The sequence below is a fragment of the Synechococcus sp. MIT S9220 genome (assembly GCF_014304815.1).
Lineage (GTDB): Bacteria > Cyanobacteriota > Cyanobacteriia > PCC-6307 > Cyanobiaceae > Synechococcus_C.
In genome coordinates this window covers 1117577-1140420 of the sequence record NZ_CP047958.1, presented here as the reverse complement: position 1 = coordinate 1140420, position 22844 = coordinate 1117577, and the positions used below count along the sequence as shown (strand labels likewise).

General features: G+C 53.0%; 23 protein-coding genes and 1 tRNA gene. 19 read left to right on the top strand and 5 right to left on the bottom strand.

Annotated features, from left to right (window positions below):
• Positions 1-18 precede the first annotated feature (18 nt).
• Together SynMITS9220_RS06065 and dnaK are read right to left on the bottom strand one after the other, a co-directional pair.
• Entirely contained in the window at positions 19-963 is a 945-nt protein-coding gene (locus SynMITS9220_RS06065) for a DnaJ C-terminal domain-containing protein (RefSeq protein ID WP_186991500.1), read from the bottom strand.
• On the bottom strand, positions 947-2950 hold the full coding sequence (gene dnaK / locus SynMITS9220_RS06060; RefSeq protein ID WP_186991497.1) for a molecular chaperone DnaK: 2004 nt from the start codon (positions 2948-2950) through the stop codon (positions 947-949). Before dnaK ends, SynMITS9220_RS06065 begins: the two co-directional genes overlap by 17 nt.
• 145 nt (positions 2951-3095) lie before the next feature.
• On the opposite strand from dnaK, the gene pstC reads away from it, so the two are divergent.
• From pstC to pstB, 3 genes are read left to right on the top strand one after another with little or no spacing between them, the layout of a single operon-like run.
• Entirely contained in the window at positions 3096-4043 is a 948-nt protein-coding gene (gene pstC / locus SynMITS9220_RS06055; protein WP_186991494.1) for a phosphate ABC transporter permease subunit PstC, read from the top strand.
• A gap of 3 nt (positions 4044-4046) precedes the next feature.
• Positions 4047-4952, top strand: a complete 906-nt coding sequence (gene pstA, locus SynMITS9220_RS06050) for a phosphate ABC transporter permease PstA (RefSeq protein ID WP_186991491.1) — start codon at positions 4047-4049, stop codon at positions 4950-4952.
• A gap of 60 nt (positions 4953-5012) precedes the next feature.
• Complete coding sequence (gene pstB, locus SynMITS9220_RS06045; RefSeq protein ID WP_186991489.1) at positions 5013-5828, top strand: phosphate ABC transporter ATP-binding protein PstB; 816 nt, start codon at positions 5013-5015, stop codon at positions 5826-5828.
• Positions 5829-5937: 109 nt separating this feature from the next.
• Here the strand turns inward: pstB and SynMITS9220_RS06040 are convergent.
• Positions 5938-6024 (bottom strand) — tRNA-Ser (locus SynMITS9220_RS06040).
• A gap of 52 nt (positions 6025-6076) precedes the next feature.
• On the opposite strand from SynMITS9220_RS06040, the gene SynMITS9220_RS06035 reads away from it, so the two are divergent.
• The 12 genes from SynMITS9220_RS06035 (at position 6077) to SynMITS9220_RS05980 (ending at position 17153) form a co-directional block, all read left to right on the top strand.
• Complete coding sequence (locus SynMITS9220_RS06035; protein ID WP_067094742.1) at positions 6077-6460, top strand: 2Fe-2S iron-sulfur cluster-binding protein; 384 nt, start codon at positions 6077-6079, stop codon at positions 6458-6460.
• Positions 6457-7326, top strand: a complete 870-nt coding sequence (locus SynMITS9220_RS06030; protein WP_186991487.1) for an inositol monophosphatase family protein — start codon at positions 6457-6459, stop codon at positions 7324-7326. The genes SynMITS9220_RS06035 and SynMITS9220_RS06030 overlap by 4 nt, the downstream gene beginning before the upstream one ends.
• A 42-nt stretch (positions 7327-7368) precedes the next feature.
• The gene (locus SynMITS9220_RS06025) at positions 7369-8547 is read left to right on the top strand and encodes an ATP phosphoribosyltransferase regulatory subunit (protein ID WP_186991485.1); all 1179 of its coding nucleotides are present in this window, start codon (positions 7369-7371) and stop codon (positions 8545-8547) included.
• 24 nt (positions 8548-8571) lie between these two features.
• Positions 8572-8802 carry a ferredoxin family protein gene (locus SynMITS9220_RS06020; protein ID WP_186991484.1) on the top strand — a complete coding sequence of 77 codons (231 nt, stop codon included), beginning with the start codon at positions 8572-8574 and terminating at the stop codon, positions 8800-8802.
• A 78-nt stretch (positions 8803-8880) separates the two neighbouring features.
• Complete coding sequence (gene htpG, locus SynMITS9220_RS06015; RefSeq protein WP_186991482.1) at positions 8881-10782, top strand: molecular chaperone HtpG; 1902 nt, start codon at positions 8881-8883, stop codon at positions 10780-10782.
• 61 nt (positions 10783-10843) lie between these two features.
• Positions 10844-11080: a 50S ribosomal protein L28 gene (gene rpmB, locus SynMITS9220_RS06010; RefSeq protein WP_066907589.1), complete on the top strand. Its 237-nt coding sequence runs from the start codon at positions 10844-10846 to the stop codon at positions 11078-11080.
• Between the two features lie 27 nt (positions 11081-11107).
• Positions 11108-11665 (top strand): peroxiredoxin, encoded by a 558-nt coding sequence (locus SynMITS9220_RS06005; protein ID WP_370594391.1) that lies wholly within the window; start codon positions 11108-11110, stop codon positions 11663-11665.
• Positions 11666-11725: 60 nt separating this feature from the next.
• The gene (ggpS, locus tag SynMITS9220_RS06000) at positions 11726-13216 is read left to right on the top strand and encodes a glucosylglycerol-phosphate synthase (RefSeq protein ID WP_186991479.1); all 1491 of its coding nucleotides are present in this window, start codon (positions 11726-11728) and stop codon (positions 13214-13216) included.
• Positions 13182-14498 carry an ABC transporter substrate-binding protein gene (locus SynMITS9220_RS05995; RefSeq protein ID WP_370594380.1) on the top strand — a complete coding sequence of 439 codons (1317 nt, stop codon included), beginning with the start codon at positions 13182-13184 and terminating at the stop codon, positions 14496-14498. The genes ggpS and SynMITS9220_RS05995 overlap by 35 nt, the downstream gene beginning before the upstream one ends.
• Complete coding sequence (locus SynMITS9220_RS05990; RefSeq protein WP_186991474.1) at positions 14498-15370, top strand: carbohydrate ABC transporter permease; 873 nt, start codon at positions 14498-14500, stop codon at positions 15368-15370. Before SynMITS9220_RS05995 ends, SynMITS9220_RS05990 begins: the two co-directional genes overlap by 1 nt.
• Entirely contained in the window at positions 15367-16182 is an 816-nt protein-coding gene (locus SynMITS9220_RS05985) for a carbohydrate ABC transporter permease (protein WP_186991472.1), read from the top strand. Before SynMITS9220_RS05990 ends, SynMITS9220_RS05985 begins: the two co-directional genes overlap by 4 nt.
• Positions 16179-17153 (top strand): ABC transporter ATP-binding protein, encoded by a 975-nt coding sequence (locus SynMITS9220_RS05980; protein WP_186991470.1) that lies wholly within the window; start codon positions 16179-16181, stop codon positions 17151-17153. Before SynMITS9220_RS05985 ends, SynMITS9220_RS05980 begins: the two co-directional genes overlap by 4 nt.
• On the opposite strand, the gene csaB is transcribed toward SynMITS9220_RS05980, so the two are convergent.
• Positions 17142-18194 carry a polysaccharide pyruvyl transferase CsaB gene (gene csaB, locus SynMITS9220_RS05975; RefSeq protein ID WP_255483254.1) on the bottom strand — a complete coding sequence of 351 codons (1053 nt, stop codon included), beginning with the start codon at positions 18192-18194 and terminating at the stop codon, positions 17142-17144. The genes SynMITS9220_RS05980 and csaB overlap by 12 nt on opposite strands.
• A 99-nt stretch (positions 18195-18293) precedes the next feature.
• Here csaB and SynMITS9220_RS05970 point away from each other — a divergent pair, with 99 nt between their 5' ends.
• From SynMITS9220_RS05970 to psaK, 3 genes are all read left to right on the top strand, one after another.
• Complete coding sequence (locus tag SynMITS9220_RS05970) at positions 18294-18602, top strand: DUF2499 domain-containing protein (protein WP_186991466.1); 309 nt, start codon at positions 18294-18296, stop codon at positions 18600-18602.
• Positions 18602-18892: a DUF3593 domain-containing protein gene (locus SynMITS9220_RS05965; RefSeq protein WP_186991464.1), complete on the top strand. Its 291-nt coding sequence runs from the start codon at positions 18602-18604 to the stop codon at positions 18890-18892. Before SynMITS9220_RS05970 ends, SynMITS9220_RS05965 begins: the two co-directional genes overlap by 1 nt.
• A 67-nt stretch (positions 18893-18959) precedes the next feature.
• Complete coding sequence (gene psaK, locus SynMITS9220_RS05960) at positions 18960-19217, top strand: photosystem I reaction center subunit PsaK (RefSeq protein WP_115126251.1); 258 nt, start codon at positions 18960-18962, stop codon at positions 19215-19217.
• 62 nt (positions 19218-19279) lie between these two features.
• Here psaK and dxs read toward each other — a convergent pair whose 3' ends face one another.
• Entirely contained in the window at positions 19280-21223 is a 1944-nt protein-coding gene (gene dxs / locus SynMITS9220_RS05955) for a 1-deoxy-D-xylulose-5-phosphate synthase (protein WP_186991462.1), read from the bottom strand.
• Between the two features lie 77 nt (positions 21224-21300).
• Between dxs and ilvA the strand changes: the two genes are divergently transcribed.
• Positions 21301-22824: a threonine ammonia-lyase, biosynthetic gene (gene ilvA / locus SynMITS9220_RS05950; RefSeq protein ID WP_186991460.1), complete on the top strand. Its 1524-nt coding sequence runs from the start codon at positions 21301-21303 to the stop codon at positions 22822-22824.
• The last annotated feature ends 20 nt before the right edge of the window (positions 22825-22844 follow it).

Here is a 22844-nt window from a genome sequence, read left to right as displayed (position 1 = left end):
TCTCATCGGAACAGCGGCTTAGAACGTGTTGGCACGCTCGAGACTGAGTTCCTGCAGTCGTTGATAAAGCGCCCGTTCATCGTCATCCAGGGCCGCTGGGATCACGATCACAATTTCCACAAGTTGGTCGCCGCAATCGTCTCCAAGCTGAAGACCGCGACCGCGCAATCTCAGCAATCGTCCGCTGGATGAACCGGGAGGAACCTGAAGAGTCACTGGGCCAGAAAGAGTGGGTACATCAACGGCACAACCAAGCGCTGCGTCCGGAGGCAGCAACTCAAGTCGGTAATGCACCCGAAGACCATCAATGCGCAGACCGTCATCCGTGATCACCCGCAGATGCAGGAAATGATCGCGACCTCCCGGTGCAACACCCTCCAGACGCAACCGCCAACCATCACCTGCCCGAGGCGGAGTCCCGACTTCAACCAGGGTGCCGTCACCGAGTTCCAACTCCACGGTTGTGCCCTGAAGGGCCTGATCCGGTGAGAGATCAACAACCGTTTCCAGATCGTCTTCACTGCGCACCGGAGGGGGTGGTTGCGGCGAGGCCTCAGGCCAGTGAGCCCCATAGGCCTGATCAGTCTCTGCGCTTGGCTCTGACGACTGCTCTCGCTCGTCATGGTCTCTTGGAGCCTGTTCTCGACGAATAGGCTCTCGTTCCAGACCGAGGACAACAGCTAGGTAGTCCTCAAAATCGGGAAATCCAGTGCTGAACGGGTCAGTTGCAGCAACTCCTCCGCGTTGGCGCGTCTGCCATTCCTTGCGCCGGTCAGGATTGCTGAGTACGGCATAGGCCTCATTAACAAGCTTGAAGCGTTCTTCGGCGTGACGATCATTGCCATTCAGATCGGGATGCCAGCGTCTGGCTTCACGCCTGAATGCCCGCTTGAGCGCGTCTGGAGCTGCACCAGGCTCCAGACCAAGCAATGACCAGTAGTCCGGTTCAGCGGAAGTTGTCATCGTCCCAAGGGTCAATCCCTCTTCGTCCACCGCTCATGCGTCCGTCGTAACGGTCGTAGCGGGATTGTGGCGATGCCCAGGGGTCATCATCCCAGTCGTCTTCAGCAAACAGCTCATCCTTGAGAGTGCCGAGAGTGCTTTTGAGTCCCTGCAAGGGACCTGCCTCGGTCTGACGCTCAGCCGTGAGGCGGCGGTTCAGACCGAATAACGCTTCCTGAAGACCGCTCACAGCCATCTCGAGCTCTTGAAGATCATCCTGTTGCAGGAGATCCTGAACATCACGAACCGACATCTCCACCGCCCTTTGCTGACGTTCAGCTCCGTAAGGGCCGAGCTCCAGCGCAGCGTCACGAAGGCGCCGCTCTGCCTGTGCCACCAGAGTCATCGCCGAATTGCGCCGCTCAATGGTGGAGCGCTTGCGACGGTCTTCATCAGCGCGTGCTTCGGCTTCAGCAAGGAGACCCTGAATTTCATCCTCACTGAGCGTTGATCCTCCTTGGATAGTCACCGACTGCTTCCGGCCCGTTGTCCGATCCGTTGCACTCACCTGAAGGATTCCGTTGGCATCGATGTCAAAGGCAACCTGAATCTGAGGCACACCACGCGGCGCGGGAGGAATACCCGAGAGACGGAAACGTCCGAGTGACTTGTTATCGGTCGCCATCTGGCGCTCTCCCTGCCAAACATGAATTTCGACAGAGGATTGATTGGGCTCCGAAGTACTGAACACGTCGGACTGACGAACAGGGATCTGGGTATTGCGCGGAATCAGCACCTTCATCAGCCCTCCGATGGTTTCCAAACCCAGCGAAAGCGGCGTGACGTCATTGAGAAGCAGATCGCGCAATTCACCGGTGATAATTCCTGCCTGGACCGCTGCACCGACGGCAACGACCTCATCTGGATTCACCGACTGGCAGGGATCATTGGGAATCAGTGTTCTGACCAACTGCTGCACCATCGGCATGCGGGTGCTTCCGCCAACAAGCACCACGTCATCAATATCTTCAGCGGCCCAACCGGAATCTCTGAGCGCTGACTGAACCGGAACGAGCAACCGGTCGAGAAGATCAGGGCACAAACCCTCGAAAGTCTCCCGGTCGAGTGTTGTTTCGATGTGAAGAGGACCATCAGCGCCCGTAGCGATGAAGGGCAGAGAAACGGGGGTTGAAGTCACCCCGGAGAGCTCCTGCTTGGCCTTTTCAGCAGCTTCGGTGAGTCGTTGCAGAGCCTGACGATCACGCCTCAGGTCGACAGCGTGCTCCTTGAGAAACGCTTCCGCGAGCCAGTCAACAATGCGTTGATCAAAGTCGTTACCCCCCAGTTGGGTGTCTCCATTGGTGGCTTTGACATCGAAAACACCATTGGCGATCCTCAGCAGCGACACATCGAAGGTTCCGCCGCCGAGATCAAAAACGAGGGCGCGACGGACCGCACTGCGATCAAAGCCGTAAGCGAGAGCAGCAGCGGTGGGTTCGTTGAGAATCCGCTCAACATTGATACCCGCTAAGCGACCGGCATCGCGAGTGGCCTGACGCTGGGCATCATTGAAGTAGGCGGGAACAGTGATGACTGCAGATTCCACCTCTTCTCCGAGATAGGTCGAAGCGTCATCCACCAGCTTGCGCAGGATGCTGGCCACGAGTTCCTCAGGGGCATACTCACGCTCGGTCTGAGGACAAGCCACGCGGACATTGCCTTGGCTGTTGGAACGGACCGTGTAGGGAACAGTGAGGGATCCGTCGTCGAGCTCATCCCAGGCCCGACCAACAAAACGCTTGAGGTTGGAGAAGGTGTTGCGCGGATTGAGAACCAGCTGACGTCGAGCTGGTTGACCCACCAGTAGTTCGTTGTCTTTGGTGTACCCCAAGACAGAGGGGGTCGTGCGGGTCCCCTCCGCATTGGCAATCACCACGGGCCGCCCGGCCTCAAGAACAGCCACGACGGAATTGGTGGTACCCAGGTCGATTCCGACGATCCGGCCCATAAAAGCCTGTGTGGAATTCCACGGTAACGGCCCAAACAGCTCTCACCCAGCCCCCGCACACGCAATCCCACAGGGTGCGTTAACGAGCTCTTAGTGACCCGGGTCCCGTTGGACCGTTACGTTTCAAGAGTCTGTGCAGAACAGAATGCCTAGGTCGTTGGAGCTGTATCGCTTACGGCGACGTCCGCCAATGGAGAAATCGGTGGATGGCGGCTTCAGGATCCTGGCGATCGTGCTGGCCTCCGTGGTGGCAATGGTTCTATTAGCGATCCTCATCGTGGTGTTCTGGGGATCGCTGGATTCGATGGGCCGATATGGCTGGTCATTTCTGGTGACCTCCAACTGGAATCCCGTCAAAGATGAATACGGGGCCTTCACAGCCATTTATGGAACGCTGCTGACATCGCTGCTGGCCCTGCTCATTGCTGTGCCTCTCGGCGTGGGAACTGCGATTTTCATCACCGAAAACATCATTCCCCTAAGAATCCGAACGTTGATCGGGTTGATGGTGGAGTTGCTGGCGGCGATTCCCTCAGTGGTGTTGGGGCTTTGGGCCATCTTCGTGATGGAACCGTTCATCCGTCCATTCCTTGAAGTGCTGCACAACACCCTTGGCTGGCTGCCTCTCTTTTCAACAGATCCCATGGGACCTGGAATCACACCAGCGGTGTTGATTCTGGTTGTGATGATTCTGCCGATCATCACGGCGATCTCCAGAGACTCACTCAACCAGGTGCCGATGAAGCTGCGTCAAGCCGCCTACGGCGTCGGCACAACACGCTGGGGGGCCATTCTCAACGTGATGTTGCCCGCTGCCATCTCAGGAATTGTGGGTGGTGTGATGCTGGCACTAGGACGTGCCATGGGCGAAACGATGGCCGTCACCATGATCATTGGCAATTCGAACACCTTCAGCTGGTCACTGCTTGCACCTGGGAACACCATTTCAGCCATGCTTGCCAATCAATTTGGAGAAGCCGACGGAAGCCAAGTTTCGTCGTTGATGTATGCAGCATTCATCTTGATGATTCTCACCCTGGCGGTGAACCTTCTTGCCCAATGGTTGGTCAAACGTCTGAGCCTCAAGTACTGAACTATGACACTTTCACCACCAGCGAGCCTGAGGCGAGATATTCCAGACCTGTCATATAAGGGGGGATTGAGGCGCAATTTACTCAGCAGAATTCTCACGTTGCTGGCTGGATTATTCTCAGCAGTTGCCGTTCTTCCGTTAATTGCCGTACTGGCTTATGTGCTGATCAAGGGTGGTGGAGTTATTAATTTAAATCTGTTCACTGCATCTTCTACAGGACTTGAAGGTGGCGGAATTGGCAATGCGGTCATCGGAACCATCATCGTCACCTTTCTATCGGCTCTGATCGCCATTCCAGTCGGGGTAGGAGGTGGAATTTTTCTCGCTGAGTATTCAGGAGGGGGAGTCTTTGCAAAGTTTATTCGCTTCGGGACCAACGTCATGGCTGGTGTCCCATCCATTATTGCCGGTGTCTTTGTTTATGCCGTGATCGTCAAAACAAAGATTATTTTTGGAAACTCCTACAGTGCAATTGCAGGGGGAGTTGCATTATCAATTTTGATGTTACCGACGGTCATCAAGACCACCGATGAGGGGCTCAAGCTGGTTCCCGACGACCTCCGTCGCGCCTCATTGGGTGTGGGCGCATCCAAGTTCATCACGATTCTGCGAATCACCCTTCCTTCAGCCTTTACACCCATTGCCACGGGTGTGGTTTTATCGATTGCGAGAGCAGCAGGAGAGACAGCACCGTTAATCTTCACGGCCTTGTTTTCACCCTTCTGGCCTGAGGGGTTCGATGCAATTTTCAACCCGATTGCCACACTTTCAGTACTGATTTACAACTTTGCGACTCTGCCCTATGAATCTCAAAACGAACTCGCTTGGGCAGCATCGTTCGTACTTGTTCTATTTATCCTGCTCATCAATCTGTTTGCTCGGTGGCTAAGACGTTTTGCCTCCAATTGAGGTACCACTCTTTACCCGATCACTTGATATCCATTTTTTTCTTAAAGTCAGTCACTCCTCATGACTTCCACCAGCCAGAAGAGCAACGCAGATTCAAAAGACATCTGCCTCTCGATTCAGAACACCACAATCAGCTACGGCAGCTACGAGGCTGTCAAGAACGTTTACTGCGATATTCCTCGAGGCAAAGTTACTGCATTTATCGGTCCATCAGGTTGCGGAAAATCAACGGTTCTGAGAGCACTGAATCGGATGAATGATCTGATTGATGGCTGCAGCCTGAAGGGTCGCATTCTATTCGATGGAGCAGATCTTTATGGCCCCTCAGTTGATCCGGTAGAAGTGCGGCGCCGTATTGGCATGGTGTTCCAGCAGCCGAATCCGTTTCCAAAAAGTATCTACGAAAATATTGCTTTCGGAGCTCGAATCAACGGATATACCGGGAATATGGATGAGTTGGTTGAACGGTCCCTACGCCAGGCTGCAGTTTGGGATGAGTGCAAAGACAAACTCAATGAGAGTGGGTACTCACTATCTGGTGGTCAACAACAACGCCTCTGCATTGCACGCACAATCGCGATTCAACCGGAAGTGATCCTGATGGATGAACCCTGCTCAGCTCTAGATCCAATCTCGACATTGAAAATCGAAGAAACAATGCATGAATTGAAGAAGAGTTTCACAATCGTGATTGTGACTCACAATATGCAACAGGCCTTGAGAGTGAGTGATATGACCGCTTTCTTTAATGCTGAAGCGGTCGAAGGAGGATCTGGGAAAGTCGGTTATCTCGTGGAGTTCAATGAAACTGAAATGATCTTCAATTCACCCTCTCAACAAGCCACGCAGGATTACGTGTCAGGTCGATTCGGTTGATCAAGAGTTTATTGGATGAATTTGAGCTATCAAGCAGAAGATTGGTCATTGGAGATCGCTCACTGCGATCGTGCCAATAAAAAACCGGTCCCTTAGGACCGGCGGAAAACGGAGAGGGAGGGATTCGAACCCTCGATAGAGTTGCCCCTATACAGCATTTCCAGTGCTGCGCCTTCGACCACTCGGCCACCTCTCCAGGGGCTCGTCTGGCACGTCAGAATGTAGCAGGGCGTTTCCATATGAACTGAATGAGGCCGACTCATCGGGTCACGATCCACTGGAGACAGCAAGGGCGGGTGATTTCCCATGAAGTGCCGGAGGGCGATTACATCCTGCAGAGCTTTGAACAACAGGGAGATCCCCTGCCTTTTTCCTGCAGAAACGGATGTTGCACAAGCTGCGCTGTTCGTGTTGAGCAGGGTGAACTGGATCAACAGGAAGCGATGGGACTTTCCAGAGAACTGAGAGCCAAGGGCTATGGGCTTCTCTGCGTTGCAAGAGCCATTGGCCCGCTTGTCGCGGAAACTCAGGATGAGGATGAGGTCTACGACCTGCAATTCGGTCGTCACTTCGGCCGGGGCAAGATCACCCGCGACATCCCTCTTGAGGAACTCGAAACCTGGAAGGAATGAGAAAGCAACATCTGGATTGCGATGCAGCCGCCGCAGAAGCCGGGCTGACGTCGTTCAGGCTCGAAGAACTCAGTCAGGTCGCCAGAACGACAGCTGATCTGGGTGGATCGGTGCTGATGCAGCATTACGGACAACGCGTCTCAATCCGAGAGAAAGGACGAGCCGGAGATCTGGTCACCGATGCGGACCTCGCTGCCGAGAAAGCCGTCCTGAGAAGTCTTGGCGAAGCAACCCCCGAAATTCCAGTGTTGGCAGAGGAATCAGGAGCACAGGGTGATGTTTCTGAACTGTGCTGGTGTGTTGACCCTCTCGATGGCACGACGAATTTCGCGCACGGATACCCCTTTTTTGCCACCTCTATCGGCTTGCTCTGGAGAGGTCTACCGATCCTCGGGGCTGTAGCTGTTCCTTTTTTGCAGGAGGTGTTCTGGTGCTGTCCTGGCACAGGAGCGTTCCTCCACGACGATCGCATCGAGGTGAGTGGCTGCTCGTCGCTACAAGACAGCCTGCTCGTCACGGGATTCGCCTATGACCGCAGGGAGCGCGTGGACAACAATTACGCGGAGTTCTGCCGGCTGACCCATACAACAAGGGGTGTGCGCCGCGGTGGTGCGGCAGCAGTCGATTTGGCCTACGTGGCTGCAGGACGCCTCGACGGTTACTGGGAGCGAGGCTTATCTCCCTGGGATCTGACAGCTGGCGCTGCTTTGGTGGTGATCGCAGGAGGAGAAGTCAGTGATTATCGAGCACAGAATTACGACGTTTCATCCGGGCGGATTCTGGCCACTGGCCCTGGGCTGCACAGCGCACTACAGAAAGAACTCGAGGGGATCGAACCTTTCGCAGAACAGCTCTACGCGGACTGAGACCCAAGCCATGGGATCCTGATCGAAGCAGCGACAGGCGCGATGGCCCTGCAACCCGCCTCAGGCGTGAGAGATCTCAATCCTCAGCAGGTTCAACGCAACCAGGAACTCAGGGAAACACTGGCCGCGGTGTTTCGTCTTTGGGGATACGAGGAAGTCACGCCTCCCAGGATTGAACGGATGGACACGCTCAAGGCTGGAGGAGCCATCGACAGCAGAGACATCGTTCGACTTGTTTCGGATGAACCACTGGGCTTGAGACCAGAACTGACCGCCTCCATCGCCAGAGCAGCCTGCACAAGGCTGTTAGAGCGTCAACGACCACTACGTCTCTGGAGTTGCGGAACGGTTTTCGAGTCCAGAACCGCCGACGAAGGCGGTCAGTGCATTGAGGAGAACCTGCACTGCGGGGTTGAGCTGTTCGGAGGTCTGGGTGTTGAGTCGGAACTGGAGTTGTTCAGTCTCTTGCTGGCATCGCTGAAGGGTCTGAACCTGAACGCGAGCCATCAACCAAGGCTGTTGATCGGACACACCAGCCTGATGGACCTGTTGCTCGAACCCTTTGAGTCGAAGCAAAGACACAGGATCCGTACCTGCCTCAGTCAGTACGACCGACTGGGACTGCAGGAGCTGGGATTAGAGCGCGCTGCCCATCACAATCTGGCTTACTGGCTTGACCGACGAGGCAGTCCCCAGGACATTCTCAACGCACTGGATGCGCAGTATCCGAATCAAATGGTGCTGAAGCAGCTTCAGAGACTGTTCACGCATCTGCGCCCTCTTGCTGAACAGTTGGGTCTGACACTGCAACTCGACCCCACATTCCAACCTCATTACGAGCTTTACGACGGAATCGTGCTGCAACTGGTCTGTCAGGGAACGTCCGCTCCGGTTGTGATTGCGCGCGGTGGACGATACGACTCACTGGTCAGGAGACTTGGCGATGAAGGCGCTGAGGCAACCGGTCTGGGTTTCAGCTACTGCGTTGATGACATCAGAGATCTGCCGGGAGATTCGATCACCACAACTCATGAGGAGACCGCCGCACTGATCTGTTATGGCCCCAAACAAACCCTGGAGTCGGCACTGCAACGCCAGATGGCTCTGCACCAACAGGGAAGGATCAGCGTGCTGGATCATCGGGCCTGCAGCGATCACGCTGAAGCATTAGATCGACTGAATCAGTCGGGCTGCGACAGTCTCGAATGGATTGATCCCTAGGATCAGTCGGCACTGAATGGATGCATGGCCCACACGATCGTGACCGATGTCTGCGAAGGCGCGGGCGATTGCGTCGACGCCTGCCCTGTCGCTTGCATCACACCTGGGGACGGTCAAAACACAAAAGGAACTGAGTATTACTGGATTGATTTCGATACCTGCATCAACTGCAGCGTCTGTCTACAGATCTGCCCCATCGATGGCGCAATCCTGCCCGAGGAACGATCAGACCTCCAACTCTCACGGACACGCTGACGTACGGAAAACTCACCAAGGGACCTCTTGATCAGCAGCACCCACCCTGACTAATTTTTGGCAAGCTCATGCGTGCTGATGTCGGTGCTTGAACAGGGTCAGATTCAGATCCATACCGAAAACATTTTTCCAATCATCAAAAAGGCCGTTTACTCAGGCCACGAAGTATTTCTAAGAGAACTTGTCAGCAACGGTACTGATGCCATTAGCAAGCGCCGCATGGCAGCAATGGCAGGCGATTGTTCTGAAGGAGATGAGGGACTGATCAACATCACTATTGATCGAGAAGCGAAGACGGTCAAAATCAGTGACAACGGAATCGGCATGACTGCCGATGAAGTGAAAAAGTACATCAACCAAGTCGCCTTCTCCAGTGCAGAGGATTTTCTGGAGAAATACAAACAGGAATCGGATGCCATCATCGGGCATTTTGGTCTTGGCTTCTATTCAAGCTTCATGGTTGCCAAGGAGGTGGAACTCATCACATGTTCAGCCCGTCCTGACAGTGAAGCGGTTCGCTGGGTATGCGACGGATCACCCGCATTTAAACTTGAGAGTCACGAAAGATCTGAGCCTGGAACAGATGTCATCCTTCATTTAATGGATGATGAGTTGGAATACCTGGAGCCTGCAAGGTTACGCACACTGATTACTCAGTACTGCGACTTCATGCCCATTGATGTCCAACTCGAGGGCGAAAGCGTCAATAAGCGCAACCCAGCCTGGAGGAGAAATCCGAGAGAAATGTCCGATCAGGACTATATCGACCTTTACCACTATCTCTACCCATTTCAGGGTGATCCCCTCCTCTGGGTTCACTTAAATACCGACTACCCCTATACGCTGCAAGGCATCCTCTTCTTTCCTCAATCCGTAGGGCGAGCTGACTGGGAAAAAGGTGACATTCGCCTGTATTGCAACCAAGTCTATGTGAGCGATTCAATCAAAGAAATTGTGCCACGCTACTTATTGCCTCTTAGAGGAGTGATTGACTCTCCCGATATTCCTCTGAATGTGAGCAGAAGCGCTCTTCAAACCGATCGCAAAGTTCGATCAATTGGCAACTTTGTTGCCAAAAAAGTTGCTGATCGTTTGAAAAATTTAAAGAAAGACCAACCTGAACAATATGCAGAAGCGTGGGATTCTCTGGCACCTTTTGTAAAAATCGGTGCTATGGAAGATGAAAAGTTTGCCGAGCAGGTTTCAGATTTAATTCTATTTACAACAACTGCTGATGCTACCGAAGCAGAAGCAGAGCCAATCAAGGCTGGAGAAAAAAATTACACAACATTGTTGTCATATCAGAGCAGGCTTTCAGACCAGCAATCCAAACGGATTCTCTACTGCACTGATGAAGTGGCCCAGGCAGGTGCTTTGTCACTTTGGAAAAGCCAGGGAGCTGAGGTGGTTTTCGCCGAAACGGTTATCGATAGTCAGTTTCTGCCCTGGCTTGAAGCAACCAATGATCAGTTCAAATTCCAGAGAGTGGATGCGGAGCTCGACGAGAGCCTTCGCGACGAAAAGCCGGAAATCAGTGACCAGGATGGTGAAACGCAGAGTGAGTCGATCAGAAACCTGATCAAAGAAGCACTCAGCAATGACAAAGTCACGATCCAGGTGCAGGCGCTGAAAGGAGGTGAAGACGCGCCACCAGCCATGATCCTGCTTCCGGAGCAAATGCGGCGCATGAATGACATGGGTGCTCTGATGGATCAACGCTTGCCCGGATTACCCGATCATCACGTGCTGCTGATCAACCGTCGTCATCCACTTGTCGAAGGCCTGCTGCGATTGTCTGCAGGAAGTGTTCTGCTCGGAACCGAGCAGTCGTCCCCGAGCAAGCAACTGGCTTCAGAACTCGCTTTGCACCTGTATGACATGGCACGACTGGGCGTGGGAGGCCTGGAACCTAATGAGCTGGCAGGCTTCCAGACACGCAGCGCCAAACTGATGTCCGAGCTAGTCAGCAAAGGGACCTGACCAGGTCTGTTTGCTAAATTGGCGGCTTGGCCATTGGCCACTGAAACAAAGGATCGTCATCATGTCCCGGGTGTGTCAGCTCACTGGTACGCGTGCCAACAACGGAATGGCAGTGAGCCACTCCCACATCAGAACCAAAAAGCTGCAGCAGGCTAATTTGCAGCAGCGTCGACTCTGGTGGGCTGAAGGCAACCGATGGGTCAATCTGCGGATTACAACCCGTGCCCTGAAGACCATTCAAAAGAAAGGTCTTGGTGCCTATGCCAAGTCCCTGGGCATTGATTTGGCCAAAGTCTGAATCGTTACTGACATGCCTCAGCTTGTGCTGAAACGTCGAGACTTCCTCGGCATCACAATGACTGGGGCTACAGCTCTGTTCTGGAAACCGTCAAAAGCAAAGGCCCTTGGAGGCAAACTCCCCGAGATTGGAGAGCAAGCACCCGACTTCAACCTGCCAGGCACTCTGGGGGGAGGCGCGTCAAAAAATTGGAATCTTGACGACTGGGCCGGTCGCTGGCTGGTGCTTTATTTCTATCCGAGAGATTTCACGTCTGGTTGCACGATTGAAGCCCATGGCTTCCAGGAATCACTCAAAGAATTCAACGCTCATCAGTGCGATGTTGCTGCTGTTTCAGCTGACAGCGTTGATGATCACGAATCATTTTGCAGCAGCGAAGGATTGGACTTCACGTTGCTTTCTGATCCTGAAGGCAAAGTCAGTCGACAGTATGGGTCGTGGATGGCCCCTTACTCACTCCGGCACACGTTTTTGATTGATCCGAAAGGTGTTTTACGTGCACGCTGGACCGGTGTCAGACCAGTTGGGCATGCTCAGGACGTGCTAAAGACTTTATTGTCAGAACAGAGTAATTCCTTTGCTTAACAGAATCTGTGATGAGTTGGATCGTGGAGACAAACCAAAATCATATGGGAGTTCATGTCAATGGATTTAAACTTAGGCAGCAGTAATTTTATTATTCTTTATCATCGGACACCTTTCGATGAAGCAAAAGACGAAACAGGTCAAAGAGTTTGGCGTGACCAAAAAAGTCCGAATGGCATTATCCCGACTCTGAGAAACCTATTCCGAGACCGAGACAACGGAACCTGGATTGCTTGGCGACAGGTCGATGACCTAGCCAATGCCGAAGACGAACGAATTGCGATGAATGAACCTGCATCATTCATGCTGAGACGAATACCACTTGAACAGGCACAGATTTCAAGCTTTTATCACGTTACTTCCAAGGAATCATTCTGGCCTATTTTACATACTTTCCCAAATTATTTTGATGTCAACAACACCGATTGGGGAATTTTCGAAGAAGTGAATCAACGCTTTGCGGATGCTGCATGCTCCGAAGCAGCCCCAGGGGCAACTGTGTGGGTTCATGATTACAACCTTTGGCTCGTTCCTGGATACATTCGAAGCAAACGCTCAGACTTAAAAATAGCTTTTTTCCACCACACACCATTCCCAAGTAGTGATGTTTTTTCCATCCTTCCCTGGCGAAAGCAGATTGTGGAAAGCCTGCTGAGTTGCGACGTGGTTGGATTTCATATTCCACGCTATACAGAGAATTTCGCAAGAGCTGCCAATTGCCTACTAGGCGTAGAAAAAGGAAAGAAACAAAACGTTCCTCTTCGATTTCTCGGTTGCGGAACTGCCTTGACAGAACCATCTGAAACCCCCTGGCTGCTGTACCGAGGCCGAAAGGTTCGTCTTCTATCGTCTCCAGTTGGAACATCTCCAGACGTTATTCAAGCGCTCACTAAAGATCCGCATGTCCGTCATTTGTCAGAACGGATCAATGAAGATACAAAGAAAGGACGGAAGCTGATTCTTTCTGCCAGCAGGGTCGATTACACCAAAGGGAACGAAGAGCTGTTGCTGGCATTCGAGCGACTACTTGAACGTCGTCCCGACCTACACGGAACAGTTGTGCTGATGCTGGCCTGTGTTGCTGCAGCGTCTGGAATGCGAATCTATGAGGACACTCAGCGACTTATTGAAGAAACAGCTGGGCGTATTAATGGACGTTTCAGCAAAATGGACTGGGTTCCAATTCGTTTCTCAACTCGCAGAATTCCTTATGAGGAGATGGTGGCCTGGTTTTCACAAGCAGATATCTGTTGGATTACACCACTTCGTGACGGTCTCAACCTGGTCGCTAAGGAATATGCCGCCGCAAGGAAAGGTCAGGATGGAGTACTCGTTCTGTCTGAATTCACAGGAGCTTCAGTCATTCTAGATGGTGCAGTTCTGACCAATCCTTATTCGCATAAACAGATGGATGCTGCGATTGACGCAGCGATTGATATGCCCACTTCAGAACAAGTTGAAAGGATGGAGAAAATGAGTTCAGCAGTTGAAGCATTCACTGTTTCGGACTGGGCTGATGAACAAATCGGTGCACTTGAGACCCAGGAGTAAAACCATGCTCTGGATCAGGAGGAGATCATTCAGGCTGTTGATGATGTCCATCATCATCATCGCCAGCTGTCTCTTTGGTCTTTCTGTGGTTGCAAGACAGCCAGACCATATCTCAATCTTGATGCCAGCTCCTTTTGCTGATTCGACTGTTGAACTAGTCAAAAGTTTTAATCAGCAGAACAAGGGTCGGATTCATCTGAATGTGATCAGGGGGCCTCTGGAAACTGAGGCAATTTCAGACTTGGCAATCAGCAGTCTTTTATTGGGTGATACACCCTTCGACGGACTACTGATGGACGTGACCTGGGTTCCAAAATATGCAAGGGCGGGCTGGCTCGAATCGCTTGATAGCTATTTCAACAACGATGAAGTGCGAGCTCTTGCATCAGGAGCCAGTGAAGGAAATCATTACCAGGGGTCACTCCTGCGTTGGCCGCTCACTGCAGATATCGGTCTTCTGTACTGGCGTACAGACCTGATGGATCATCCCCCTCAAACTCCGCAGGAACTAGAGAACATCAGTCAGAAACTGCAATCCAACGGCAGGGTCCCGTATGGCTACGTGTGGCAGGGAAGGCAATATGAAGGGCTCAGTTGTGTTTTTCTGGAGATTATTGATGGCTTTGGCGGTGAGTGGTTTTCACCCGAATCCGGAGAGATTGGCTTGGACAAGCCAGCTGGCCTTGCTGCTGCGCAGTGGCTCGATGGCCTGATTCAACGAGGCATCAGTCCAAGGGCCGTCACCAACTTTTCTGAGTCTGAGGCCTTACAAAGTTTCAAGTCTGGTCAGGCCGCCTTCATGCGCAACTGGCCTTACGCCTGGGCTGAATTACAAAAAAACGACAGTCAGGTCAGGGATAAAATCGCAATCACCACGATGGTGGCTCAAACGGGCCATCAACCTGCTGCAACTCTTGGAAGTTGGGGACTGAGTTTATTAAAGGGTTCCGCACATCCTGAATCAACCGTTGAGGCTTTTAAATTCCTCACCAGCGAGGAGTCGCAACGCTATTTGTATAGCCAATACGGCTATACACCAACCCAGAAAGCGATCTTCAATGATCAGGCCCTGCTGAAGAAGCATCCTTCTTTGCAAGCCATCGGTGAGGCCTTGGTGTATGCACGCTCCAGACCAGAGACTCCCCTTTATGCGCAGGTCAGTGATGTTCTACAGAGGAAACTCAGCGGCACGCTCACAGACATGACATCCCCAACAGCAGGCATGCAACAAGCCGAGCAATCGACAACTCAGGTGCTTGAAGCAGCAGGAGCAGCTCCCTAATGCCATTGATGCTGCTGCTGCCATCCCTGGTCTTCCTGATTGCGGTGTTTGCATTGCCGCTGATTCGCTACGTGTGGCTCAGCTTCCATGCTGATTCCGTGATGACAGCTCTGGTAGCCATCCCCAATCAGGGGGCTAACTGGCAGCGGTTCATTCATGATTCTCGTTATTGGCAGGACCTGCTCCAGACGCTTCGTTTCGCTGTTGTCTCGGTGACCGCTGAGGTCGTACTTGGCTTGATCATTGCCTTGATCCTCAATCAGCCGTTGCGCAAACGGGCACTGATCCGATCCTCCTCATTGATTCCATGGGCCTTGCCAACAACAGTGATGGCGCTGGGCTGGAGATGGATTTTCAATACTCCCTACGGACCCATTGATCGGCTGATGCAATCTGGATTGGGACGACCACTCAACGCTCTGGGAGAACCATCGATTGCATGGATCACCACCGTCTACGCGGACATCTGGAAAACCACGCCATTTGTTGCGCTGATCCTGCTTGCTGGCCTGCAGACCATTCCTTCTGATCTGTACGAAGCCGCAAAATTGGAGGGGGCAGGTCCCTGGATTTGCCTAAGGCGTATCACGGTTCCGCTACTACTTCCCTATTTGGGTCTTGCACTGATGTTCCGACTTGCGCAGGCATTCGGAGTGTTTGATCTAGTGCAGGTGATGACCGGAGGTGGACCGGCCAGCAGTACAGAAAGTATTGCTCTATATGCCTATTGGAACGCTCTGCGTTTTCTCGATTTTGGATATAGCGCAACCATCATGATTGGCAGCTTCGTGATTCTCAGTTCACTGATTGTGATTGCATGGTTCGTGATCTCGTTCGCACGAAACCGTTCGCCAGGAGCTTTCGCGAAATGAAAGCAACACGTTTCGTGATTATCACTTTGTTGGTCTGGTCGCTCGGACCACTGGCCTGGCAGCTTTACACCTCGTTCTGCACGGATCAAGCTCTGGTGACGCCGTTTGCATCAATTGATCAACGCTGGACACTCGCCCATTATCAAAGTGTTTTGCAGAGCAATCCACCATTCATTCGCTATCTCTTCAACAGTTTATTCGCAGGAGCAGTCTCTACTGTCCTCACGCTGCTGTTGGCAATTCCTGCTGGTTATAGCCTAAGCAAACTTAGTCAGCGAACTGCACTGATTATTAAATGCATCTTAATTGGATGTGCATTATTCCCCTATGTTCTGCTCTTTCTGGCATTACTAGAGATCGCCAGATACCTACAGCTGGGAAACAACCTGATTGCACTTGCTATTCCCTATGCAGCCCTATCGCAACCTTTGGCAGTTCTGCTGCTCACGAATGCATTTTCAGATCTGCCTCCAGAGCTCGAAGATGCTGCCAGAGTTGAAGGATTAAGCGTTCTTCAACGATTTCGTTGGATCTTGCTTCCACTCATTTCACCAGCCATTGCCAGCACAGCGATTCTTGTTTTTCTGTTCTCTTGGAATGAATATCCAATCGCACTCACATGGATCAGCGACTCAGCTCAATTAACACTGCCAGTTGCGATGGCAAGAATTGCAGGCTCATCTATTCATTCAGTTCCTTATGGTCCTTATGCAGCAGCGACAGTGATTGGTTCAATTCCCCTCATCCTGTTGGTGATGGTGTTCCAAAAACCGATTGTTTCGGGCTTAACCACTGGAGCTGTTAAGGGATGACACTCGAACTCAAGCAGGTTGGACGAGCCATCAACAACCAATGGATTGTTGAAAACCTGACCATGACGGTCGCAGACAATGAATGTCTTGCTCTCGTTGGGCCCAGTGGTTGCGGCAAAAGCACGACATTGCGCTTAATTGCAGGACTTGATCCTGTTAGCTACGGATCGATTCACATCAGTGGTCGTAATATCACAACCCTTTCACCTGCTGAGCGAAGCGTTGGCATGGTGTTTCAAAGTTATGCGCTACTTCCGCACCTAACGGTGTTTGAAAACCTCGAACTTGGTTTGCGGATCAGAGGCATATCAAAACGCGAAAGAACCTCAAAGATCAAACAGATTCTTGAGCTGGTGCAACTTTGGAATCGAGCCAGCAACCGCCCTGCTGAGCTCTCAGGTGGTCAACGTCAAAGAGTTGCTTTAGCCAGAGCACTGCTCAGAAACCCTGAGGTTTATCTGCTCGATGAACCAATGAGCAATCTGGACGCACAATTAAGAGAAGATATTCGTCCGGAACTTCGTCGACTGGTCTTAGAACAAAGCAAACCAACGATTTATGTCACTCATGATCAACATGAAGCAATGGCGATGGCACAACGTATCGCTGTACTTCATGAAGGGAAAATCGAACAGATTGATACCCCTTACAATCTCTACCACAATCCTTGCAGCCTTTTCGTTGCGCGATTCATTGGTCGACCACAAATCAATTGTCTGAACGATGAGTCAAATCGTCTTCGTGCCGTGAGACCAGAATCGATTCGTTTTTCTGATTCAGGATTATCTGGCAAGCTTCAGTCGAGAGAATGGCTGGGGAATTCACAGTTGCTGTTCCTTGAAACACAACAAGGACTGATTCGAATGATGGCACCTCCAGAACAGGTGATTCCCGAACAGATCAAATTGACTTGGCGGGTTGAAGACGAAATTCTCTTCAACGCCGAAACAGGGTGTCGTTTAAACCGATAATTTTTGAAGTTCACCAACAAGCATGGTCTCGTGAAGCTGAGCATCACGCTTTAATTGCTCGATCTGTGAGCCATCGGGTTGAGCTGTCATGGCTGACTGCCATTGTTGATTCAACTGGTCAGCATTGAGCGCATCATTTAGATCGACCCAGGGCAAGTCGGCTAGTTGTGCCGCTGCCTTCACTTTCGGGTCATAACTCAGCGCCGCGGTCGGGCAACCTGCCGTTGCAGCAAGAATCAAAGCATGCAGACGCATTGCGATGACCAGTGCAGATTCACTAAATAACGACTGGACCTGTTGAAGAGACTCTGCCTGCATCTGCAGGGAACGTCGACACAATCCCTCAGGGATTAGATCAAGACTGCGGAGCTCATTCCACAATGAGGCATCTTGATTCACATGGAAAGCCAGCCAGATCACCTCAGCACAACCACTGGAACTGAATCGATCCACCGCATCGAGCAGAACACTCCAGCCCTTGATGTCCAATAAAGGGGTGGGTCTCCAGCAAAGGATCAGCCGGTTTCCACCCATCCAGGGTGGCGAAGGATGGCGCCAAACAGGATCAGGCCCCATCACCATGGGAATGTCGAGTCCCCAGCGCTGCGCCAGCCCCATGGAGCCAGGATCCCTCCAAGACACAGCGCTCACTCCTGAGAGTGTTTGCTTCACCAAGAACTGACTGAATCGACCCTGCAATGGACCCAGACCCTGACCCCACAGCAGAATGGAAAGACGCTTGAAACGGGCAATCCAGAGAAGAACGAGATAATAAACAAGGCTTTTAAAGCTGGTTCCGTCCTGAAGCAAACTGCCCCCACCAAGAACCAGAGCATCAACGCGGTTCAGGGCCTGAATGATTTCCGATAGTGATCGACGATTCACAGTTGACACACCGGGAACCAACGCATGAACAGCCTCTGAATCCCTGGCTGTCACCACAACGTTCCAATTGGAAGGAATCTGCGACACCAACACTTGAAGCAAAGCATCGTCGCCGAGATTGTGCTCTCCGTAATAACCACAGAGCAATACGCTCAACTTCCGCCCACTGCGAAACGCCTTCACCAGCAATCAACAGTTGATCTGACCATTATCCAAGTCTTCAACCGTTACGGTGAACGACGCCATTGAAACGACATGCACGCGCTATCTCTGGGGACGTGGTGGATTCACTGGGCCTCAGTGGCTGAATGGCTGATGGCCATCGTGCTGATTCATCAATACAAACCCGATGGGCAGACAGCCTCAAGGCAGCGGATCGCGTGGGCGATGCTTCCAGCTCTCGTCAGTGCAATGGCAGCGTGCACCTGGCATCTCTACGACAACGCTGAAGAATTGCGCTGGCTGGTCACGCTCCAGGCATCATTCACCCTGATCGGCAACGCCATGCTGGCCTGGGCCGCATGGTCGAGCAAAGCGCCAACAAGCTTGGAGGATCAGATCTGATGCCTGACTTCGATCCATCACCGTTGTTCGCACTCTCTCTGTTTCCTTATCTGATTTTTCTGTATTACCTGGGTCAACGTCGGTTGCTTCCCGCCCTCAGCCGTCGTGGCTTTCAGCTCACACTGTTGTTTGTCGGAATCACCATTGCAGCAGCTGTGATCGCTGATCTGAAATTTGGAACTGAGCTGGTGGCGATCGATCCCCTGCATGGCGGAGCTGAAGCTTTCCTGACGCTCAGCAACGCCGTCATCGTGGCAGGCCTGATCGGGTATCAAAAAGTACTGCGATGAACAACTTTTACAAGTGTTAGGCGTGTGTGCCTAAAGGCTGGAAGATAAATCGTTGCCTCTGATCTTCATGCTCGCTCCACTACTGGCCATTGCTCCCGCCACGCTGACTTGGTCTCCAAAGGTGGGGCTTGTGATGATCGTTTGCAACGTCATCGCCATCATGATCGGCAAATCAGTGATCAAGTACCCGAATGAGGGAGCTCAGTTGCCCAACCCGGCATTCTTTGGGGGCATGAGTCACGCTTCTCTGCTGGCCACAACAAGCCTTGGCCACGTCATTGGCATGGGTGCGATTCTCGGCCTGGCAACCCGTGGGGTTCTTTGAAACCACTCTGAACTGATCTCTTCAAGTGCAGGGGGTGGCGAGGCCACCCCTTTTTTGTGGATTCAGCTACGAACCGAAGGGACTTCAACGCCAGTTTCAGAGGAGGTCTGAACCTTGTTGGTGATGAAGTTGAATCGATCCCGAATTCTCTCAGCCATCTGATCTGGGAGCAAACCAAGCGATTCGAAACTCTGCTGTGGCGTGGCATGGTCCACCAGCACATCTGGAATTCCCAGCCTCATGACAGGCAAATGAAGACCTGAGTCCTGAAGGGACTCAATCACCGCGGAACCGAAGCCACCCTCTAACGACCCTTCTTCCATCGTGACGACACGACCGATGCGCTGGACCAATGGATGCAGCAGTGCCGTGTCGAGAGGCCTGAGGAATCGAGCGTTAACGACTGTTGCTTGAATCCCCTGAGCAGCAAGGATTTCAGCGGTTGCCATCGCTTTGGCATTCATGGCGCCATAGGCCACGATCACGAGATCATCGCCAGACCGAAGAACTTCACCACAACCGATCGGAAGCGGTTCCCATCCTTCTTCCATCAGGGGAACACCTTCACCAGGACCCCTCGGAATTCGAATTGCGCAAGGTCCATCGTGTTTGAGGGAGCTGACCAGCATGCGTTGCAATTCAGCCTCATCCTTGGGCGCCATCACCGTGAAGTTCGGTATGGAGCGCATATAACTGATGTCGTACTGGCCCTGGTGGGTCGGGCCATCGGCGCCGACGACGCCAGCGCGATCAAGCACGAATGTGACCGGCAGTTTCTGAATCCCGACATCGTGAATCAACTGGTCGAAAGCCCTTTGAAGGAAAGTGCTGTAGATGGCGACCACGGGGCGAAGGCCATCCGATGCCATGCCTGCAGCCAGAGTCACTGCATGCTGCTCAGCAATGCCCACGTCGATGTATTGATCAGGCAAAGCCTTCTGCAACAGGTCCAGTCCAGTGCCGGTGGCCATTGCCGCTGTGATTCCCACAACGCGGGGGTTCTGCTCACAGATCTTGACCAGAGTCTGTCCGAAAACCTTGCTATAGCTGGGCGGTTTGGGAGTTTTGCTCGGACGGGCCTTACCCGTGTTCAGGTCAAAAGCCGACTGGGCGTGATATCCCACCTGGTCTGCCTCCGCGTAGGGGTAGCCCTTGCCCTTGGTGGTGAGCACATGCACCAGCACCGGACCACCCACACGGTGAGCTTCCTGGAACGTTCTCATCATCTCGGCGATGTCGTGGCCGTCGACGGGCCCCATGTAAGTGAAGCCAAGTTCTTCAAACACAGCACCAACCTTGGGCACCGCCAGACGACGCATGCTGCCCTTGAGTCGGTTGAGTTCAGCGGGAAGATCACCACCCATGAAAGGGAGGTGACGCATGCTTTCTTCCACACTGCCTGACAAAAACTGCATCGGAGGGCTGAGCCTCATCCGATTCAGATGACTTGAGAGCGCCCCGACCGGCGGCGAAATAGACATGTCATTGTCATTGAGCACCACCAGCAACGGTGTGTTGGGCATGTGTCCCGCATGGTTGATGGCCTCGAGGGCCATTCCGCCAGTGAGTGCTCCATCCCCAATGACCGCAACACATTTGTGGTCCTGGCCAAGGCGGTCACGGGCCATGGCCATGCCCAGTGCGGCTGAGATAGACGTACTGGCGTGACCAGCACCGAAATGATCGAATGTGCTCTCACAACGTTTGAGATATCCAGCAACGCCGCCTTTTTGTCTGAGTGAATCGAAATCGGCGTAGCGACCTGTGATCAGCTTGTGCGGATAGGCCTGATGGCCAACATCCCAGACCACGCGATCACGGTCCAGATCAAGAGTTTGATAGAGCGCGAGTGTGAGCTCAACAACACCTAGACCTGGGCCGAGATGACCACCGCTATTGGACACCACTTCCAGATGGCGCTGTCGAATCTGGGCCGCGACATCTTCAAGCTCTTCCACGGATAGACCATGCAGCTGATTGGGATGCGATAGATCGCTCAGGTGCATGAGCCTCCCGGCAGATTGAGTCAATCTACGAGGCATGCCTGCCACCCGTGAAAGCCACTGGTTGTCAGACTGTTTCGATGGATGATTACCTGCAGAGGATCCTGCGCGCGAGGGTTTACGACGTCGCCCGCGAAAGCCCGCTTGAGTCAGCGACGAATCTCAGCCGCCGTTTGAACAATCACGTCTGGCTCAAACGTGAGGATCTACAACCAGTCTTTTCCTTCAAACTGCGCGGTGCTTACAACCGCATGGCTCAGCTGTCGGACGATGAACGTTCACGCGGTGTGATCGCCTCGAGCGCGGGTAACCATGCCCAGGGCGTTGCACTCAGCGCAGCCCATCTGAAATGCAGAGCAGTGATCGTGATGCCGATCACCACACCAAGCGTGAAGGTGGAAGCGGTTCGTCAGCTTGGCGGCGAGGTGATCCTTCACGGAGAGACCTATGACGAGGCCTATGCGGAGGCCCGAAGACGTAGTGAACAGGAAGGCCTCTGTTTCATCCATCCTTTCGATGATCCGGAGGTGATCGCTGGCCAGGGAACCGTGGGAATGGAAATCCTGCGCCAGAGCCAACAACCGCCAGATGCGATTTATGTGGCCATTGGTGGTGGTGGCCTGATTGGTGGGGTGGCCGCTTACGTCAAGAGCCTCTGGCCTGACATCGAAGTAATTGGCGTTGAACCCCATGACGCTGCTGCGATGACCCTGTCACTTGAGGCCGGTGAAAGAATCCGCCTGCCTCAAGTGGGATTGTTCGCGGATGGAGTGGCTGTGCGTGAGGTGGGAGAACACACCTTTCGACTTGCTCAGAAGTATGTGGATGCCATCGTCACGGTGAGTACCGATGAGATCTGCGCATCCATTAAGGATGTCTTTGAAGACACCCGATCCATCCTTGAACCGGCCGGTGCACTTGCTGTTGCAGGTCTGAAGGCCGATGTCTCCAGGCGCCAATTAAAAAATAAGCAGCTAGTGGCGATCGCCTGCGGCGCCAACATGAATTTCAACCGACTGCGCTTTGTTGCGGAACGGGCCGAGCTTGGTGAAGAGCGTGAGGCGATGCTTGCCGTGCAAATTCCGGAACAGCCCGGCAGCCTGCGCAAGCTGTCTGAACTCCTTCAGAAGCGCAGCCTCACAGAATTCAGCTATCGGATGGGCGCTGGTGATCAGGCCCACATTTTCATGGGGATTCAGGTCAAGGATGTCCAGGACCGATCGGATCTACTGGCCTCCCTGCGCAGCAATGGATATGAGTGCCTGGATCTCAGCGACGACGAACTGGCCAAGGTTCATCTGCGTCACATGGTGGGAGGTCGTTTGCCGCAGAAGTCGGAGGAGCCAACTCAGGAGCTGCTGTACCGCTTTGAGTTCCCGGAACGGCCAGGTGCGCTGATGCGGTTTGTTAATGCGCTCCATTCCAATTGGAGCATCAGCATCTTTCACTATCGAAATCATGGTGCCGATGTCGGTCGGATCGTCGTGGGCGTTCTGGTCAGCCCCAACGATCTCGAGTCATGGCAGGCGGTCCTCAAAGACCTTGGCTATCCAAGCTGGGAAGAGACATCCAACCCCGCCTACCGGATTTTTCTGGGTCCCTGATGGCGCTCACTGGGATGGGC